17 protein-coding genes are annotated in these 18,262 nt (G+C 49.6%); 10 read left to right on the top strand and 7 right to left on the bottom strand.

Going from position 1 to position 18,262, the window contains the following annotated elements; translation table 11 throughout:
• The first annotated feature begins 3 nt into the window (after positions 1-3).
• From B160_RS0108790 to B160_RS0108760, 6 genes are all read left to right on the top strand, one after another.
• Positions 4-1,230, top strand: coding sequence for a class I SAM-dependent methyltransferase (locus B160_RS0108790; RefSeq protein ID WP_040679667.1), 1,227 nt, complete (start codon positions 4-6; stop codon positions 1,228-1,230).
• The gene (locus B160_RS0108785) at positions 1,227-2,072 is read left to right on the top strand and encodes an NAD-dependent epimerase/dehydratase family protein (protein WP_018627529.1); all 846 of its coding nucleotides are present in this window, start codon (positions 1,227-1,229) and stop codon (positions 2,070-2,072) included. Before B160_RS0108790 ends, B160_RS0108785 begins: the two co-directional genes overlap by 4 nt.
• Before the next feature lie 5 nt (positions 2,073-2,077).
• Entirely contained in the window at positions 2,078-2,818 is a 741-nt protein-coding gene (locus B160_RS0108780) for a cephalosporin hydroxylase family protein (RefSeq protein WP_018627528.1), read from the top strand.
• Positions 2,819-2,823: 5 nt separating this feature from the next.
• Positions 2,824-3,771 carry a glycosyltransferase family 2 protein gene (locus B160_RS0108775; RefSeq protein WP_071597012.1) on the top strand — a complete coding sequence of 316 codons (948 nt, stop codon included), beginning with the start codon at positions 2,824-2,826 and terminating at the stop codon, positions 3,769-3,771.
• A 349-nt stretch (positions 3,772-4,120) separates the two neighbouring features.
• Entirely contained in the window at positions 4,121-5,128 is a 1,008-nt protein-coding gene (locus tag B160_RS30530; protein ID WP_018627525.1) for a glycosyltransferase family 2 protein, read from the top strand.
• A 5-nt stretch (positions 5,129-5,133) separates the two neighbouring features.
• Positions 5,134-6,141 carry a glycosyltransferase family 2 protein gene (locus tag B160_RS0108760; protein WP_018627524.1) on the top strand — a complete coding sequence of 336 codons (1,008 nt, stop codon included), beginning with the start codon at positions 5,134-5,136 and terminating at the stop codon, positions 6,139-6,141.
• A 7-nt stretch (positions 6,142-6,148) separates the two neighbouring features.
• On the opposite strand, the gene B160_RS0108755 is transcribed toward B160_RS0108760, so the two are convergent.
• Complete coding sequence (locus B160_RS0108755) at positions 6,149-7,282, bottom strand: glycosyltransferase (RefSeq protein ID WP_018627523.1); 1,134 nt, start codon at positions 7,280-7,282, stop codon at positions 6,149-6,151.
• On the bottom strand, positions 7,279-9,768 hold the full coding sequence (locus B160_RS0108750) for a YfhO family protein (RefSeq protein ID WP_018627522.1): 2,490 nt from the start codon (positions 9,766-9,768) through the stop codon (positions 7,279-7,281). Before B160_RS0108750 ends, B160_RS0108755 begins: the two co-directional genes overlap by 4 nt.
• Positions 9,769-9,885: 117 nt before the next feature.
• Between B160_RS0108750 and B160_RS0108745 the strand changes: the two genes are divergently transcribed.
• The 3 genes from B160_RS0108745 to carA all read left to right on the top strand — a co-directional run bounded on the left by B160_RS0108745 (position 9,886) and on the right by carA (position 12,205).
• Positions 9,886-10,194, top strand: coding sequence for a hypothetical protein (locus B160_RS0108745; RefSeq protein ID WP_018627521.1), 309 nt, complete (start codon positions 9,886-9,888; stop codon positions 10,192-10,194).
• Positions 10,169-10,963 carry a queuosine precursor transporter gene (locus tag B160_RS0108740; RefSeq protein ID WP_018627520.1) on the top strand — a complete coding sequence of 265 codons (795 nt, stop codon included), beginning with the start codon at positions 10,169-10,171 and terminating at the stop codon, positions 10,961-10,963. The genes B160_RS0108745 and B160_RS0108740 overlap by 26 nt, the downstream gene beginning before the upstream one ends.
• A gap of 132 nt (positions 10,964-11,095) precedes the next feature.
• Positions 11,096-12,205, top strand: a complete 1,110-nt coding sequence (gene carA / locus B160_RS0108735; RefSeq protein ID WP_018627519.1) for a glutamine-hydrolyzing carbamoyl-phosphate synthase small subunit — start codon at positions 11,096-11,098, stop codon at positions 12,203-12,205.
• A 163-nt stretch (positions 12,206-12,368) separates the two neighbouring features.
• On the opposite strand, the gene B160_RS0108730 is transcribed toward carA, so the two are convergent.
• From B160_RS0108730 to bamJ, 4 genes are all read right to left on the bottom strand, one after another.
• Positions 12,369-13,787, bottom strand: coding sequence for a DHA2 family efflux MFS transporter permease subunit (locus tag B160_RS0108730; RefSeq protein ID WP_211218064.1), 1,419 nt, complete (start codon positions 13,785-13,787; stop codon positions 12,369-12,371).
• A gap of 99 nt (positions 13,788-13,886) precedes the next feature.
• The gene (locus B160_RS0108725) at positions 13,887-14,435 is read right to left on the bottom strand and encodes an NUDIX hydrolase (RefSeq protein ID WP_018627517.1); all 549 of its coding nucleotides are present in this window, start codon (positions 14,433-14,435) and stop codon (positions 13,887-13,889) included.
• Complete coding sequence (locus tag B160_RS0108720) at positions 14,432-14,962, bottom strand: YfiT family bacillithiol transferase (protein WP_018627516.1); 531 nt, start codon at positions 14,960-14,962, stop codon at positions 14,432-14,434. Before B160_RS0108720 ends, B160_RS0108725 begins: the two co-directional genes overlap by 4 nt.
• 51 nt (positions 14,963-15,013) lie before the next feature.
• Positions 15,014-15,448: a BamJ family beta-barrel-assembly machinery protein gene (gene bamJ, locus B160_RS0108715; protein ID WP_018627515.1), complete on the bottom strand. Its 435-nt coding sequence runs from the start codon at positions 15,446-15,448 to the stop codon at positions 15,014-15,016.
• A 351-nt stretch (positions 15,449-15,799) separates the two neighbouring features.
• On the opposite strand from bamJ, the gene B160_RS0108705 reads away from it, so the two are divergent.
• Positions 15,800-17,251 (top strand): AAA family ATPase, encoded by a 1,452-nt coding sequence (locus B160_RS0108705; RefSeq protein ID WP_018627514.1) that lies wholly within the window; start codon positions 15,800-15,802, stop codon positions 17,249-17,251.
• On the opposite strand, the gene B160_RS0108700 is transcribed toward B160_RS0108705, so the two are convergent.
• Positions 17,248-18,009 carry an ABC transporter ATP-binding protein gene (locus B160_RS0108700; protein ID WP_018627513.1) on the bottom strand — a complete coding sequence of 254 codons (762 nt, stop codon included), beginning with the start codon at positions 18,007-18,009 and terminating at the stop codon, positions 17,248-17,250. The genes B160_RS0108705 and B160_RS0108700 overlap by 4 nt on opposite strands.
• Between the last annotated feature and the right edge of the window lie 253 nt (positions 18,010-18,262).

Here is an 18,262-nt window from a genome sequence, read left to right as displayed (position 1 = left end):
ACAATGAATTGCAGATTTTGTACGACTGAACTGAACGATGTATTTATTGATCTGGGAAATGCTCCCGCATCCAATTCCTTTTTAGCAAAAGAAGCGTTGAATGAGCCTGAAACATTTTATCCCCTGAAAGTACATACCTGCCCGAATTGTTTTCTGGTACAGGTGGACGAATATAAAAAATCCGATGCCATTTTTGACAGCAACTACGTGTACTTCTCTTCCTACTCCACCAGCTGGCTGGCGCATGCAAGGGCCTACGTGGAAAAAATGCAGGAACGGTTCCGCTACACAACAGATTCCCTGGTTGTTGAAATTGCCAGCAACGATGGCTACCTGCTGCAATATTTTAAAGAAAGAAACATACCGGTGCTGGGTGTGGAGCCTACCGCCAATACTGCCGCGGCCGCCGCAGAAAAAGGCGTCCCCTCGGTAGTGGATTTTTTTGGCGTACGACTCGCCCGCCAGCTGGCAGCCGAGGGCAAAAAGGCCGACCTGCTGCTCGGCAACAATGTACTGGCCCATGTGCCGGACATTGTGGATTTTGTAGGCGGAATGAAGATCCTTTTAAAAGAGCAGGGTGTGATCACCATGGAGTTTCCGCACCTCATGCAGCTGGTTGACAATAACCAGTTCGATACCATTTACCATGAACACTTTTCTTACCTGTCGTTTCATACCGTAAAACAGATATTTGAGGCTGCCGGTTTGGAGCTCTTTGATGTGGAAGAGCTTACTACACATGGCGGATCACTGCGGATCTACGCCAAACATAAAGAAGATCCAACCAGGCCGGTTGGCCCACAGGTAGCCGCATTGCTGCAAAAAGAAAAGGAAAAGGGCATGCTTGAAATGCCCTATTATTCCAACTTCCAGGGAAAAGCATTTGCGATCAAAAAGCAGTTGCTACAGTTCCTGCTGGATCAGCAAAAAGCCGGCAAAACCGTTGCCGCCTATGGCGCTGCGGCCAAAGGAAATACCTTGCTGAACTATTGTGGTGTCAAAAATGACCTGATCGGTTTTGTAGTGGACGCCAACCCCTACAAACAGGATAAATACCTTCCGGCCAGTCATATTCCCGTGGTCAATGAAGACCAGTTAAAAACGGCAAAACCCGACTTTGTCCTGATCCTCCCCTGGAACCTGAAAGAAGAGATCATGAAACAGCTGGCCTATATTAAAGACTGGAACGGGCAATTTGTAACCGCCATACCCTCATTGCAAACAACATGAGAAAAGTGCTGGTTACAGGAGCCACAGGGTTCATCGGAAAACATGTTGTTCAGGCGCTGTTACAGCAGAATGTGCACATCATTGCCGCTTCCCGGCATATCCGGGCCACGGGTCTCTTTGATACGCCCCGTATTTCGGTAAGGCCGTTCGACCTGCACCAGCCGGACCTGGGGCCTGATCTTTTTGAGTATTTTGACCGGCCGGACCTGGCCATTCATCTGGCGTGGGAAGGGCTGCCCAACTATAAAGAAGCCTTCCATACAGCCAGGAACCTTCCCGCACACCGGCAATTCCTTATGAACCTGGTCGGGCAGGGACTGAACGATCTGACAGTCACCGGCACCTGTTTCGAATATGGAATGCAGGAAGGGCGCCTGGACGAAACGATGCCCGCCCGGCCCGGCAACGCCTATGCACAGGCTAAGGATGCATTAAGAACGACCCTGGAGGCATTTCAAAAGGAAAAACCTTTTTCCCTGAAATGGGTACGCCTGTTTTACATGTATGGCGAAGGCCAGAACTCCAAATCCCTGATCCCTCAGCTGGATGCTGCGCTGGAAAAGGGCGAGCCCGTATTCAATATGAGCGGCGGGGAGCAAACCCGGGATTTCATGCCGGTAACAGCCCTGGCCGAAGCCATTGTAAAAGTGGCCCTGCAACAGCAGGTTACGGGCCTGATCAATATCTCCAGCAACCAGCCGGTAACCGTAAAACAATTCGTTTTGGACCATCTGCGATCAAAAAACCAGAAGATTCAGCTAAATTTGGGCTTTTACCCCTACCCCGATTTCGAGCCCATGCATTTTTGGGGAGACAACAGTAAATTAAAATCAATCAAATAAAATCGATGAGTAACCCGGTACAGGAATTTATACAGGAATGTAACAACAGAGTGAACAGTTACGGGCAGAATGAAGGATTAAAAGCTGCCGCAGCTGCGTTCAATACAGAATCCAACAAAGCTCAGTATTCCTACAATTTTAAATGGATGGGGCGGCCCATTATCCAGTACCCCCAGGACATGATCGCCATGCAGGAACTGATCTGGGAAGTGCAGCCGGACCTGATCATTGAAACCGGCATTGCGCACGGCGGATCACTGATCTTTTATGCTTCGTTACTGGAGCTGATCGGCAACGGAGAAGTGCTGGGCATCGATATCGATATTCGGGAGCATAACCGGAAGGAAATTGAAAAACACCCGATGTACCGGCGGATCAAAATGATCCAGGGCTCGTCGGTAGATCAGGCAACAGCCGACCTGGTATATGCAGCAGCGGCCGGCAAAGAAAAGATACTGGTAGTACTGGATTCTAACCATACGCACGAGCACGTGCTGGATGAGTTACGCTATTATGCTCCGCTGGTATCCCTCAATTCCTATATCGTGGTATTCGACACCATCGTCGAAAACCTGCCCAATAATTACATTCCCGGCATGACCCGCCCCTGGGGCATCGGCAATAATCCTATGACCGCCGTAGATGCCTTCTTAGCCGAGAACGACCGGTTTGAGATCAATAAAGACATCGACAATAAGATCCAGATCAGCGTGGCACCCCGCGGATATCTAAAAAGGGTTAAATAACAGCTATGACCAACCCATGGGTTAGTTTTTGTATCTCTACCTATAAACGTCCGGGATTCCTCAAGGACCAATTGTGTTCTTTGTTAACACAAACAGATCCGGCGTTTGAGATCGTCATATCGGACAATGATCCGGAAGGAAGCGCACGGGCGGTTGTTGAGAGGTTAAACGACCCACGTTTGAAATATTACAAAAACGTGGAAAACCTAGGTATGGTCCGGAGCTTTAATAAGAGCATCGAAAGAGCCACAACAGCTTTTATTGTTATGGTTACAGACGACGACCCGGTTCAACCGGAAATGCTGGCCTTCTTTAAAAACAGGATCGATAAGATGCCCGGGTATGGCATTTACTGCGGTTGTATAAGGAATCATAAACAGGAGGGCCAGGTGGAATCCTTTTCGGCAGACGATTTCCTCTTCGAGCTCCTCCATCCCCAACGCACACCTAATTTCCTGTGGTCAAGCTGCGTGCTCGATCGCCAGGTTGCGCTTGACATTGGAGGCATGCAGGACTACGGGAGCCCGCATTTGGCAGATCATGCGATGCTGGCCCTCTGCAGCAAAAAAACAGGCGGCATCATGATCAACAAAATGTTCAGCCGCCTGAATAAGCACGATGACAATTTCAGCAAAACGAACCTCGGGTTGTACTACACCGCCTGTGCATCTTTTGTTAAACTGATCCAGGAGTCATTTCCCCGATCCAGCTACATCAAGAACCGCGAAAATGTGATCACCGCTCATTTAAGGGAATGGTTCATCGTAAATATGTTCGTATTAAAAAAATACTTTGTCACCCATCCCGATCCGGAAAAACTAAGAGCAGTAGACCGCTTGGCCCGGGACATACTGGCCATTCCCGTAATGAAAAAATTCAAACGGCCTTATTTCCTCAAGCAAACAATTTTTACACTTAAAAAGCCGCTTTTAAAATCGGGGATCTTAAAATAACCGGGGTGTAGACTACCTCGCGGCCGGGGCCAATAGCAGGCAGATTGCTGTTAACCGCATTGATCCCAAACCACAGCATCATTTCCCCCGCTATAAATGATCTTATACATCTATTGCACCGGCCACTATTGGTGTTATCAGCGGCCGGCAGGAATGCAGGATTCATTTCCGCATAGCGGAAACGCCCGCCGCGGATGATACCCATAAGCTCACACAAAAATAAGATGCCGGCGCGTGGTGGCGGATCCGGTAAAAACGGCGTATTTTGCAAAAAAGCAGGCAGCCGTGCGGAAGGTTTCCATTGAAGCAGAACAGCACCTTATGGTTACACAATAAAACAGAAAAACAATTGTCAAAATATTCCATCATATTGCCCGTAAGAAATGGCAGCAATCACATCCGGGAGTGCATCCGCAGCATCCTCGATCAGACCGTTACCGGCTTTGACCTGATCATCCTGGAAAACTGCAGCACCGATAATACCCTGGAGATCATCCGTGCATTTAATGATCCGCGGATCAAAATCATACCGTCAGAAAAGCCCCTGACCATTGAAGAGAACTGGAGCCGCATCCGGACAATCCCGAAAAACGAGTTCATCACCCTCATCGGGCACGACGACGTTCTGGATAAGGAGTACCTGGAAACCATGAACCGGCTCATAGATCAATATCCGGATGCTTCGCTTTATCAAACACATTTTCGATACATCGATGCAAAGGGAACCGTACTGAAGAAATGCAAGCCGATGCCCGGAACCATTGCCCCGGAAACAGCAGTAGCCCTGTTTATGGCAGACAAGATCAGTCTTATGGGAACCGGTTTTATGATGCGGGCAGCCCACTATGACCGGATCGGGGGCATTCCCCCCTACCCGAAATTACTCTTTGCAGATATGGAGCTTTTTATCCAGCTGACCCTGCCGGGCTACCTGGTCGTGGCAGCGGAGGAGCGCTTTTCCTACCGCTTGCATCTTGCCGCCACCACTTCTGTTTCTTCCGATAAAGCATTTGCCGAAGGCTTTGACGCGCTGGTCACCTATCTCGAGTCCATTAAATCATTCAGCCCGCAGGTGAACAAGGCGGTGATCGAAAACGCAGACCGGATCCTGAGCAAATATTGCCAGGGCATTTCGCATAAAATCCTGAAGACCCCTAAATCGGAACGCCAGACACTTTCCGTCGGTGCACTTATTGACCGGTTCCGCATCTATGGCAAACGTCTGCGGGAAGACGATCTTTTTGAGCCACTCGCCTACAAAAAGATCCGGCTGGGAAAACTCATCGACACCAATCCGGTGTACCACCGCCTGTTCCTGCTGTTCAAGAAGTTTTATAAAAAACCGGTACTTTCGTAGCCATTTTGAAGACGTCTTATTCCGTTATTATTGTCAATTATAAAACACCGCAACTGGTGTTGCAGTGCCTGCAAAGCATTTACGCAGGCACGGTAGCTGGCATTGAAGTCATCGTAGTGGATAATGCATCAGGCGATGACAGCCGGCAGCAGATCGAAGCCGCCTATCCCCGGGTGATATGGCTGCAAATGACCTACAACAGTGGATTTGCAAGAGCCAATAATGCCGGTATCCGTCAGGCCGCAGGTGATATCGTCCTCTTATTGAATTCCGATACGCTCAATGTCAAAAACGCCATTTTCAGTTGCTTTGAACGATTGGAAAAAGACCGTTTTGTTGCCGCCGGCGTGCAATTGCTGAATGAAGACAACACACCCCAGATCTCCGGCAACTTCTTTATGCGGGGCGGGCTGAACTACCTGATGACGCTTCCCTGTACCGGAGAATTGCTCCGGCGGGCAGCACTTTCCGTGGGAATGAAAAAGACCAACCTGCCGGAAGCTGTCCAAACCACGGAAGTCGATTGGATCAATGGCGCCTTCCTGATGGTCAAAAAACAAGCCATTACAAAAGCCGGCTTTATGGATGAAGATTTTTTTCTCTACTCCGAAGAATCCGAATGGTGCAGCCGCCTTGGGAAGCATGGCCCGCTTTGCATTTATGGAGACCTGCACGTGTATCATCTTGAAGGCGGTTCTTCAGCAACCACCTTTAATTCCGCCACACGCGGCTACCGGGTCTATTCAGACAGGAAGGGATTGCAGATCATGGTCTCTAATTTTTTGGGATTCCGGAAACAGTATGGCATTGCCTGGTACCTTTTTCACCAGTCAGCACATCTGCTCAACCTGCCCGTATATTTTGCAGTACTTGTTATGAAAACACTGCTGTTCCGATCCGGCATAAAAGCCGCCTGGGTTGCATTTGGAGGGTATACGGCCAATGTTTTCCGGGCGCTGTCCCTGGCCCCCAGGATCATTTCCAACAAACCTTATTTTTACAAACTGTTGTAAACGGGTGCTATAACTTTTCTATGGCATCTGCCACGCGCCCGGTGATCATTCCCCAGTCAAAATGATCAAAGAACGCTTTGGGCAGTTCCTCCGGAGGCCGATGCACGCACCCGATGATCTCTGCCGCAAAGGCGGGCGCATCTCCATCTTTTACAATACACAGGTTCCCGCCGGTAAGCGCTTCATCCACGCCTATCGCTCCGGACCGGTAAGACACCGCCCGGGCGCCGGCGGCCAATGCCTCTACCAGCTTTGTTTTGATACCGCCACCGTCCGTTACCGGGTTGATAAAAATATCCGCTGCATCAAAATACAGCCCAATATCTTCCACAAAGCCCGTATAGATCACATTCATTTCCCTGTAAGCCTTCAGCCCCTCCCATGCCGCCGGCAACCCGCTTCCACAGATAAGGATAATATAATGAAGGTCCGCTTCTTTTTGCAGCAATGGATTGATGTGCTGTACGATCTCGCTAACCGCGTCTCTATTGGGAGGATAGCTTAATGTACCGTTAAACAGAAGGATCCGGGTATCCGGATGCAAGTGGTATTTCAGGGTCAGTTGCTCCTTCGCCCGCAGTTTCTCTTCGCCGGCAACAGGCCGCAGCCCCGGAATGCCATAGGTACAAACCATGGTTTTTTCAGGGACAAGTCCAAAACGCTCCTGCCCAAAAAGCCGGTCGTTTGTGGTAATAAAAAGATTGAGATCGGCGCTCTTATGCGTACACCGCTCATAGGCATACAACACCGGCCACCACCACTTCTTCAGCGACCGGAAGCGCAGGCTTTCGATATTGTGCGAATGCACGATCAGTTTCAGTCCCGCCATGTATTTCAATAAGATCCCCAGCCACCCATAGTAGGGATGTTCGATCACCAGGTGCCGGATCCCGTTTGCACGGCAGGCCCGCCGGATGCGAAAAAATAACAGGGGATTGATGTAGCGGATCTTTGACCGCATAGCGCCCAGTAATGGAAGTACCATCACATCCGGAACCTTCATATCCGTATTTTCGGTCACCGTAAAACAATCAATGGGAATCCGGGTACTCAGCCCTTCCAGAAAGTAATAAACAGCCTTCTCCCCGCCCGTTACCGGCGGAACGATCCTGTAAGGAACCAGAGATGCAATTTTTATCAAGCCGCTGCCTTATTTTTCGTTTTACGATCGGACCACCATTGCAGTCCAAAGCCCCCCAACACCAGCACCACTACCAGGATGGAGCTCATATAAGAAATGGTCAGTCCCTTTTTAAATGTTTGCGGTTCAAAAACAAACTTCACGGTATGTTTTCCCGCCGGCACCACCAATCCCCGCATAAAATAATTGGTCTTAACAATGGGTGCCTCTTTTCCATCGATCGTAGCCTTCCACCCTGCCGGGTAATAGACTTCGCTAAATACGGCAAACTGGGGCGTATTGCTGATACTGGCGTACTCGGCAGCATCGTTGGAATAGTTCACCAGGGAGATCTTTGCCGTTGTATCGGCGTGTATGGTTCCTATGGAGGGCAGTACCGCCTGTGACACGATCGCCGTATCTCTTAATTGCGTGTTCCCGATCGCCTGCAGCTCTTTTGCCGCGTCCGCTTCCGGCTTTAGTCCGCGCACAAACCAGGCGGCGCCATAGGCGTTGGGGTTAGGGATCAGCGCCGGTTGTCCCTGCTGGTCTTGAGTAATGATGTACCGGGTATCCAGCGCATTCAGCAACTCCTGCGGAGGCTGACCGGTGCTCATATACCGCTCGATGATGTCCTGGTAGATCCGCAGCTTTGCCGGGTGGTAGCCCAGGATGGAGCGGTGAAAATAAACTGCATGGTTGCTGTTAAAACCATTGGCAACGTCAAACACACGGAAATGCGGGTCTTTATCCTGGAGGATCTGTTCGTCAACCGCCGTTTTTACAAAATTTTGCACTTCCGTTGTTTCCTTCGGAACGTAATAGTCATCCGTAAGATATTTCTTATCAACTGCCCACAGGTCTATAAAAATGATCAGCAGCAAAATGCCGGTTGCGATCGCAGGCTTCAGCATCCCTTTTACAAACAGGTACAGGACCCCGATCAGCACTCCCGCAAATAACACGGTTCTGAACAGCTGCCCCAGAAACATCGATTTTCGCGCCGATTTCAATCCGCCGATCAGGATCGTTTTGATCTGATCCGGCAGCTGCCCTGCCATCAGCGCATCATATCCTGAGGAATAGGATTGTCCGAGATAGATCAGCCCGATCACCACAACAGCACCCCCAAAAACATAAAGGATCTTTTTAAATTCCTGCTGCAACAGCTTTTTGCCATCGGCCGAAAAGAAAAGTTGCTGTATGGTAAGCACGGCCATCACAGCCAATGTCAGCTGGGGGATGACCAGCGCCATCGACGGTGCCCGGAACTTATTGTAAAGCGGCAGATTGTGCAGCAGTACGAGGTTAAACCCGCTGAAATAGCTGCCCCAGCTCATTATAATACCCACTGCAGTAGCCACCAAAAGCCCCCATTTTAATGGTCCTTTTACTATGGCAAAACCGATCAGGGCCAGCAGGCAGACAAGCGCGCCTACATACGGTGGGCCTGAAGTGCTTTCACCTGGTTTAGCCATACCACCCCAGTAACCTGGAAGCTGTCCCACCATTTGAGGGGCTGCGGAATTGAGCTGGGGAATGTTTAACGCGGTAAGTTTTTCTATGATGCTTTCCTGCGCCTTTTCTTTTAATGGGTCTCCACTGCTTCCGCCAAATGCATATGGCATCAGCATTACCAGCGGTTCCTGCATTTTCATGCTGTAGGAGAACGCATAATCTTCGTCCAGTCCTTTTGTTTGCACCGCTTTCACCTGATCACCCTGAATATCCACAGATTTTCCTCCACGCATGGTAAACTCCGTATATTCCCTGGTGGTGGAATAACTCAGGTAATAGGATCCAAGCCCGGCCACGGCCGCCACCGCGCTCAGTACAAAAGCCACACCGATTTGTTTAAAGTCTTTTTCCCTGATCCATTTCACAACATAAAAAATAGTGATCAATGCTGCGATGATGAAAAAATAATAATTGACCTGCGGGTGGTTCGACATCAGCTCCTGGTAAGCCCCGAGGGTGGCTACCGCCAGGCCGATCCAGTATCGCTTATTGAAGATCAGCAGTAATCCTGCCAGCAGCAGCGGCATAAAGCCGATGGCATACATTTTTGTTTCATGCCCCGCAGAAAGGATGACGGGATTATACGTGGAAAATCCGTACGCCAGCGCACCCAGGATGCCCGCCAGCGGGTTCAGCCCCATCGCCAGGGCCAGGATATAAAAACAGATGCAGGCAATAAAGAAAAAATTAGCGGGGTTGGGCAGCCCCAACCCAAAGATCTTTGTAAGGTCCGGTAATACGGATTTTCCCTCCATCGCGATCTGGTAGTTGGGCATACCACTGAAGAGCCCCGTATTCCAAAGCGGCATCTTGCCGGTCTTTTCTTTTACCGCAAATGCATTCTGGGCGGCGCCCTTCCAGCCAACGATATCGTGCTGGTTCAATACATTTCCCTCAAGGACCGGTCGGCAAAAAGCAAGCGCCGCCACTATAAAAATAACCACGGCAATCACATGCGGAATTATTTTCTTCACCCAATTATTTTTCATTCGTTCATTATTAAATTTACGGGCGATCGTTTAAGTCAGGGGCTGCGTCTCTGGAAGCCCCAACATGAAACCCTTTAAGTTTGGGCAAAATAATGCTATTTTACAAGAAATTAGCTTATGCGCTGGTTAATATTTTTATCAAGAGTAGCGTTTTTATGCGGTATCACGGTCATTCTGGCCTTTTCACTTCTTTTTAATGAATGGAACCGGGGAGAGACGATCAGCTCTTCGATCATCACCTCCGGGTATGCACTGGGACTGATCCTTATTCCGCTCATCAATTTCCTCTATCTGATCTGCTGGATTTTGGGGAAGAAACCCGGGGCCATTGTTCCCCGGTGGCTGATCTTCTTTAATATCCTTTGCCTCCTCCTTATTTTTGCATATACATTTTATATCAATGATCCATACTATCACCAAAAATAAACCCACAAGACTTTTCATACTGCTGGGCTGTTTTTTCGTTGCCAATGCCATTATCGCCGAAGTGATCGGGGTAAAAATATTTTCGCTGGAAAAAACGATCGGGATTCCCCCCTTTAACCTGAACCTCTTTGGCAATACTTTTTCTTTTAATCTTACGGCAGGTGTTCTGCTATGGCCCGTGGTGTTTATCATGACGGATATCATCAACGAGTATTACGGCATAAAGGGGGTCCGGTTTCTCTCTTTCCTGGCCGCAGGGTTGATCGGGTACACATTTATCATGTTCCAGGGTGCCATTGTGCTTACCCCTGCTGATTTCTGGGTAGGCAATTACACCAAAAGCAACGTCCCCAATGCAGATCATGCATACCGGGTGATGCTGGGCCAGGGCTCCTGGATCATCATCGGTTCCCTGAGCGCCTTTTTACTTGGGCAAATACTGGACGTTGCGGTCTTCCATCGCATTAAAAAGGTCACCGGCGAAAAAGCGATCTGGCTCCGCGCCACCGGCTCTACGCTTATTTCGCAGCTGGTAGACAGCTTCCTGGTGCTCTTTATTGCTTTCTATGTTGGGCCAAGATTATCGGCAAACCAGGGCGAGCCCTGGAGCCTGGTACTGGTGCTTAGCATCTGTGTAGGCAACTATATCTATAAGTTCATCGTAGCCATTGTTATGACCCCCGTGATCTACTGGGTACACAATGTTATTGAAAAGTACCTGGGCCACGAGCAGGCCGCAAAAATGAAGCAGGAGGCCATGAAAAGCTGATCTGCAGCCGGGTTGCTCTCCGGAATGGCTCCGCGGAAACAGGCATTGTGGAATATTTTACGGCCAAACGATTCAACTATTCAACTTTTCAGCTTATCTTCGCGTGATTTTTTTAATTTTCAATAGATCTAAATGTCTGATAATCAATCTCCCGCAATTTTACTTTTAGAAGATGGAGCGATTTGTACCGGTAAAGCCTTCGGTGCTATCGGCACTACCACCGGTGAAATCTGTTTCAACACCGGCATGACCGGTTACCAGGAAGTTTTTACTGATCCCAGCTACTACGGCCAGATCGTGATCATGAATGCTGTACACGTAGGTAACTATGGGGTGATTGATGAAGATGTGGAGTCGGACAGTGTAAAGATCCTGGGAGTGATCGCCAAAAACCTGAACGAGAACTATTCCCGTAAAAGAGCGATCGGATCTTTAGATGCCTATCTGAAAAAAAACAATATTGTTTCCATTCATGATGTAGATACAAGGGCGCTCGTAGCGCATGTCCGCACCAAAGGGGCCATGAACTGCATCATTTCATCAGAAATATTTGATGTGGAAGAACTGAAGAAACGCCTTGCAGCGGTGCCATCGATGGATGGACTGGAGCTGGCTTCAAAAGTAAGCACACAGGAGGTATATGAGTCCGGAGACCCCCAGGCGGGGATCCGCATTGCGGTTATGGACTACGGCATCAAACGCAATATTCTCAGATGCATGACGGACCGGGGCGCCTATGTAAAGGTATTTCCGGCAAAGACCCCGTTGGAAGCAGTAAAAGCGTTTAACCCCGACGGTTACTTTATATCCAATGGGCCTGGCGACCCAGCGGCTATGGATTATGCGGTACACCAGTTAAAACAGATCCTGGATGAAGGCAAACCGATGTTTGGCATTTGTCTCGGGCACCAGTTGCTGGCCCTGGCAAATGGCATCGCTACTTTTAAGATGCACCACGGCCACCGCGGATTGAACCACCCGGTAAAAAATTTAATTACAGGCCGATCCGAAATCACCACTCAAAATCATGGTTTTGGAGTAGACCCGGATTCGATTAAAAAATCGGAACTGGTAGAGATCACCCATGTAAACCTGAATGATCAATCCATCGAAGGCATCCGGATCAAAGGGAAACCCGCTTTCTCCGTTCAATACCACCCGGAAAGCACCCCCGGTCCCTACGATTCAAGATACCTGTTCGACGAGTTTATTAATCTCATCAAACAATCAAAAAATAATTAAGAAACGGTTGTCTCCTACGTTTGTGCAAGTGCAGGAGACTGCCGCTTTTTGTGAAACGCGATCGTTGAACGGCCCCGCGCTAAACAATGATCCGCTCCTGAAAAAGCTTCCTGTAAGATTGCGAAGGAGTCCCCGAAAATCAATATCCGCCTGCGTTGCAGTGTCAGGATGTCGTGTGCTCCCCGGCCCTTCCCGCCAACATACTGCCATCCGTTGCTTTCAGCCGGAAAAAGATCAACCCGGCCAGCGCCGTGATTCCTCCCATTGTCAAAAAAGTATATTTAAACACCGTAACGGCATCTCCCGTCCGGATCCAGGAAGCGCTTCCATACTTCGATAACAGGTAGGCACCTACGGACACCCCCAGGCTCATCGACAGCTGCTGCATTACCAGCAACAGGCTGTTGCCCATGCTGGCGTTCTCATTGTTCAGATCCGATAGGGCAAGCGTATTCATGGTGGCCATTTGAATGGAATTTACAGCGCCGAACAATACCAGAAATGGGATCAGTAAAGGCAACGGCGTGTGCGCATCCGGAACGGCAAAAAGCATGATCACCGCTGCGATCAGCATGGTATTGATGATAAGCGTTCTTTTATAACCAAACCGCCTTACAATGGGCACGACCCAGGGCTTCACCATTATAGTGGTGATCGCAGAAGGCACCAGCATCATGCCCGATACCATTGCCGTATGCCCAAAGCCCACCTGGAAAAGCAGCGGCAACAGCAAGGGCATGCCTCCGATACCCAAACGGGTAAGCAGGTTGCCAAACACGCCAATGCGCAACGTCCGGATCCGGATCAGGTGCAGGTCGATCAGCGGATATTGCTGCTTTTTAAAATGCCGGTAATATGCATGCATCAACGCGATACCCAGTGCGGCAACGCCTACCAGGTACCAGCCCTCCACCAGCTTTTCGGATCCCAGCTCTATTGCTACGGTAATGCAAACCAGGGATCCGCCAAACAACAGCATTCCCAGCGTGTCAAATGGTTTTCCCCGGTAAATATAGTTGGGCATTACTTTCCAGGCAAAGGCCATCCCAATGATCCCAACGGGTATATTGATCAGGAAGATCCAATGCCAGCTGGCCACATCTACCAGCCAGCCTCCCAGCGTAGGACCGATAATGGGGCCCACCAGGCCGGGTATGGTAATAAAGTTGATCACCCCCAGCAGCCGGTCTTTTGAATACGTATAAAGAATGGCCAGCCGCGCCACCGGCACCATCATGGAACCGCCCACCGCCTGCACCACGCGGGAAAGGATCAAAGCAGCCAGGCTGGTGGAAAACGCGCTGAGCAGGGAACCCAGGGTAAACAGCCCAATGGCCCAGATAAAGATTTTCCGGGAGCCAAAGCGATCCGACATCCATCCGCTCAGCGGGATCAGCAATGCCAGGATCAGCACGTAGCTTACAATGATGGACTGCATGCTCAGAGGCGACCGGTGCAGATCGGCAGCAATGGAAGGCAGTGCAGTATTCAGAATGGTGCCATCCAGCGATTGCATAAAGATCGCAAGGGCCGCTATCCAGGGCAGATACCGGTAAATAACGGGGGCGTTCTCTGTTTCCAAAACATACGATTTTATGTACGGTGGAACTTTTTTTATCACACGCATTACCGGAGCGCATTAAAACCGTGGCAGACCCGGGACTTTTCTTTTTAAACCCCGTCAGACCTCTAACGCTCCCAACCGCTGCAATGCATAAAGCATACAGGTTACGTGCATGGATTGAATGAACTGGTTGTTCCGGAACATTTCTTTAAAGCGCTCCATCGGTACCAGCTCAACATGGATCTCTTCATTAGGATCCAGCTCCTGGTCGCCGGTCTTCTTTCCGCCGGTAGCCAGGAACATATGCATCCAGTTATTGTTGGTAGACGGATTGGCGCAGGTTTTACCCAGGTATTCATACTTCGAAAATTCGTAGCCCGTCTCTTCCCGCAATTCCCTTTTGATCGCCGCTTCAAGACTGGCATCCGTATCATCTACACAACCGCCGGGGATCTCATAATGCGTTTCTCCTATCCCATGCCGGTATTGCATTTCCAGCAATACGTGGTTATCTTCCGTAAGTGCGAAGGCGGTCACCCAAGTAGGGAATTCATAAACATAATAAGGATCTACGATCTTGCCCAGGGGCGTTTCGCACCGGTCCCGGCGCACCGTAAACCACAGGTCCCTAAATAAATATTCTGAAGAAAGTATCTTCCAGTTCATTGCTGCCATTTTCTTTTTTCTCTTAAATAGTTGACCTGCGCCACATGATGTTTACCATGCCAGGCATATTGCTGCAGGTAATGAGACAATGGTAAAGGGCCGCCGGTGGCGGGATGAACAATCATCCGCCTCCATTGGGCGTCATCCAGGTCCCTGACCGCTTCAAACCACCTTGCATGCAGGGCATAAAGAAGCGTAATCGAAATATTGACGGGCAGGGAACGCACGTCATCGAGGCTCGCCCATTTTTGCTCATCATAAGGTTTGATCACCGGATGGTCTTCCGTTAATCCCAGCTTAAAACGGATATAAGCATTCAAATGACTGTCTGCTACATGATGCACCAGCTGATGGACCGTCCATCCGCCCTCCCGGTACGGGGTTTGCAGCTGCGCTTCATCCAGACCGGAAATTGCAGCTTCCAGCATATTTGGCAGGAACCGGATAGCACCCAGGCATTCCTGCTTTACGGATGCCGTAAACACCCGCTCTTCAAACTGCCCGATGGGATATTGATTCTCGATCATCAATTTTACAGGATTATTTTGAATGGATGCGCCTTTCTTGAATACAGCTTTTTAGTGCACCTGTAACAGTTCCACCTCAAAAAGCAGGGTTGCCCCTCCGGGGATATCGCTGCCCGCCCCGCGGTCGCCATATGCAAGATCCGACGGGATCCACAGCCGCCAGTGGCTGCCTTCTTTCATCAGGGGAATGGCGATCTGCCACCCTTTGATCAGCGCATTCAGAGGCGCCGTAAACGGCTGGTTCCGTTTAAACGAGCTGTCAAATTCCGTCCCGTCCAGCAATGCGCCCCGGTAATGGGCCGTTACCACCTGATGAACGGCAGGTTGTTTTCCTGCGCCCTCTTTAATCACTTCATACTGGATGCCTTCCGGAAGTGTTTGCACCCCCTCCTGCTCTTTATTTGTCTCCAGAAACTTCCTTCCGGTCTCTTTTTGTGCTTCAAGTTTATTATTCATAAATGCTTTCAGTTTATCCTGTAAACCCATAATTTATTTTATCGTTTCAACAAAAGTAAATAGCCTCAAAGATAGCAAATCCGGCATAAAAGACACCGATGTTTTTGTTGTTTTCCGCTTCATTCCGGCGCGTTGTATATCAAACCTCAAAGCCATCTTCCCGGCGCCCCAACCGAAAGCAGCCGGCTGTCAGCTGCCGGCCAAACGGCCATCAACGCCCTCCCCGAATGCTTTGCCTCTATTTTCCTTAAAATTTATATCCCGCCAAAACATGATCTTTTATATAGTTTTGGCGAGATATACATTCGCGATTCTACCTGCACATAAATTTATATTCTGCCAAAACATGACTTTTTATATACTTTTGGCGAAATACAGATCATGGAGGAAATCATTGGAAGAAGTGAAGAGATCCGGATCCTATCAGACATAAAAAAAACGCCGGAAGCAGAACTGGTGGCCGTTTATGGAAGAAGACGGGTGGGTAAGACCTACCTGATCCGGAGCTTCTTTGAAAACGAGATCATCTTTGAAATTTCCGGGCTGCACAATGCGTCGCTCCGGGAGCAACTTGAAAACTTCAGGGACTGTCTTTTAAAAGCAGTGCCCAAAAGAAAATTGCCGGTCCCCGAAACCTGGCTGCAGGCATTCCAGCAGCTTATCAGAATCCTGCAGCTCCGGCCAGCAAAAAAGAAAAAGGTCGTTTTCTTTGACGAATTCCCCTGGCTCGACTCGCCCCGATCCGGCTTTATGCGGGCCTTCGAGAACTTCTGGAACAGCTGGGCTTCCCGGCAAAAAAATATCATTGTGGTCATTTGCGGATCGGCCGCTTCCTGGATGATCCGCCGGATCGTAAACAACAGGGGCGGCCTGCACAACCGGCTTACCCGGCAGATCCGGCTGTTGCCCTTTTCGCTGGAGGAAACGGAACATTTTTTCCGGGCAAAGCATATGCACCTTGACCGGTACCAGGTGCTCCAGCTCTATATGGCCATGGGCGGTGTGCCTCAATACCTCAAACAGGTCAAACGCGGGGAAAGTGCCGTACAGGCCATCGACCGGGTCTGCTTCGCAAAAGACAGCTACCTGGCCAACGAATTCAGCAATCTTTACCGTTCTCTTTTCAACAGCGCCCAGCACCATATCGCCATTGTAAAGGCGCTTGCGGGGAAACCCTCCGGTCTTACCCGCAACGAGATCATCCAGGCGCTTCGTTTATCCTCCGGCGGCGGCATCACCCAGACCCTTGACGAGCTAACAGAATCCGGGTTCATCAGGCCTTATATCCCCTTTGGCAAAACCATAAAGAACAGCATCTACAAACTGGCGGATGAATACTCGCTGTTCTATATGAAATTCATTGCTGCCAACAAAAGCTCCGGAAAGGGCACCTGGATCAAACTGTTTAATACCCCTTCCTGGAAAAGCTGGAGCGGCTATGCATTTGAGGCCATCTGTCAAAAACACCTGGAGCAGCTAAAGTCGGCGCTGGGCATTTCCGGCATACATACCCGCGAAAGCATCTGGCGGACTACGGCTCCAACATCCGGGCGGCAGGGCGCACAGATCGACCTGGTTATCGACCGCAATGACCGCTGCATCAATATTTTTGAAATGAAGTTCTCCACCAATCCGTTCATACTCTCCAGGTCATACCTGTCGGCTTTAATGAACAAACAGGAGCTTTTTATTGAAACTACGGGAACAAGGAAAACCGTGTTCCTTGGCTTTATGACCACTTATGGTGTTAAGAATGCAGAAAACCACTCCGGCGTCATCCAGCACCAGTTTACGATGGACATACTGTTCTGCCCTGTGCAACCGGCACCTTAATCTTCCCGCAGGTTTCTTCCTGTGAGGTGAATAAACACATCTTCAAGATTCGCTTTTTTCACTTCCCGGGGGCGTTCAAACCCGGTGGCCACCAGGTTATCAATTAATTGATCCGGGGTATCGAGGGCAACGATCTCTCCCGAATCGATGATCGCGATCCGGTTGCATAGATATTCTGCCTCATCCATATAATGGGTGGTAATGATCACAGTGGTGCCCTCTGCGTTGATCTTGCGGATCAGCTCCCAGAGGTTTCTCCGCGCCTGGGGGTCCAGGCCCGTAGTCGGCTCATCTAAAAAGATCACACGGGGTTTGTTGATCAGCGTGGTCGCCACCGAAAACCGTTGTTTCTGTCCACCGCTCAGGTCTTTGAACTTCGCCCGTGCCTTTTCTTCAAGGTTCACCGTTTTTAACAGCTCCAGCGCATCTACCCGCTGGTTGTACAACCCGGCAAAGAGATCAACCAGCTGCAAAAGATTCAGCCCCGGATAATAGCCGCTGGCCTGTAGCTGTACACCGATGATGCTTTTGATAGCATCCGGTTCCCGGTCCAGGTTATAGCCTGCCACCACTACGCTGCCGCTGGTTTTTGCCCGCAGTGTTTCGATGATCTCCAGTGTAGTTGATTTGCCCGCACCATTAGGGCCCAGCAGGCCAAAGATCTCACCTTCATATACTTCAAAGGAAATGCCTTTTACCGCCCGGAACTGATCGTAATTCTTTACAAGATTGCTTACCGTAATGATGGGAGTAGCCATGCGCTAAAACTACAAATAAGTTGCCAATTGCCTGGCGGTTTATTTTTGAAAGATGGGTACATTAATTTTTAGCGACAGATCTTAGTAGCCACCGGTTGTTTATTTTATAGCCACAGATTCGCAGATTAGTTTTCGATTCTAGTGATTAAAGATCTACCGCAGATCGTGGCTGCGGTACCTTTCTGCACATCAGTGGTGTTCAGAACAGATAGCCGGCTGCTCACGAGCCATCTTCGGTTTATTTTTACGCGGT

Origin of the sequence: Niabella aurantiaca DSM 17617 (assembly GCF_000374125.1) — a bacterium.
GTDB lineage: Bacteria > Bacteroidota > Bacteroidia > Chitinophagales > Chitinophagaceae > Niabella > Niabella aurantiaca.
Note: the sequence above shows the minus strand (reverse complement) of the source record. Positions and strands in the feature narration are given on the sequence as shown.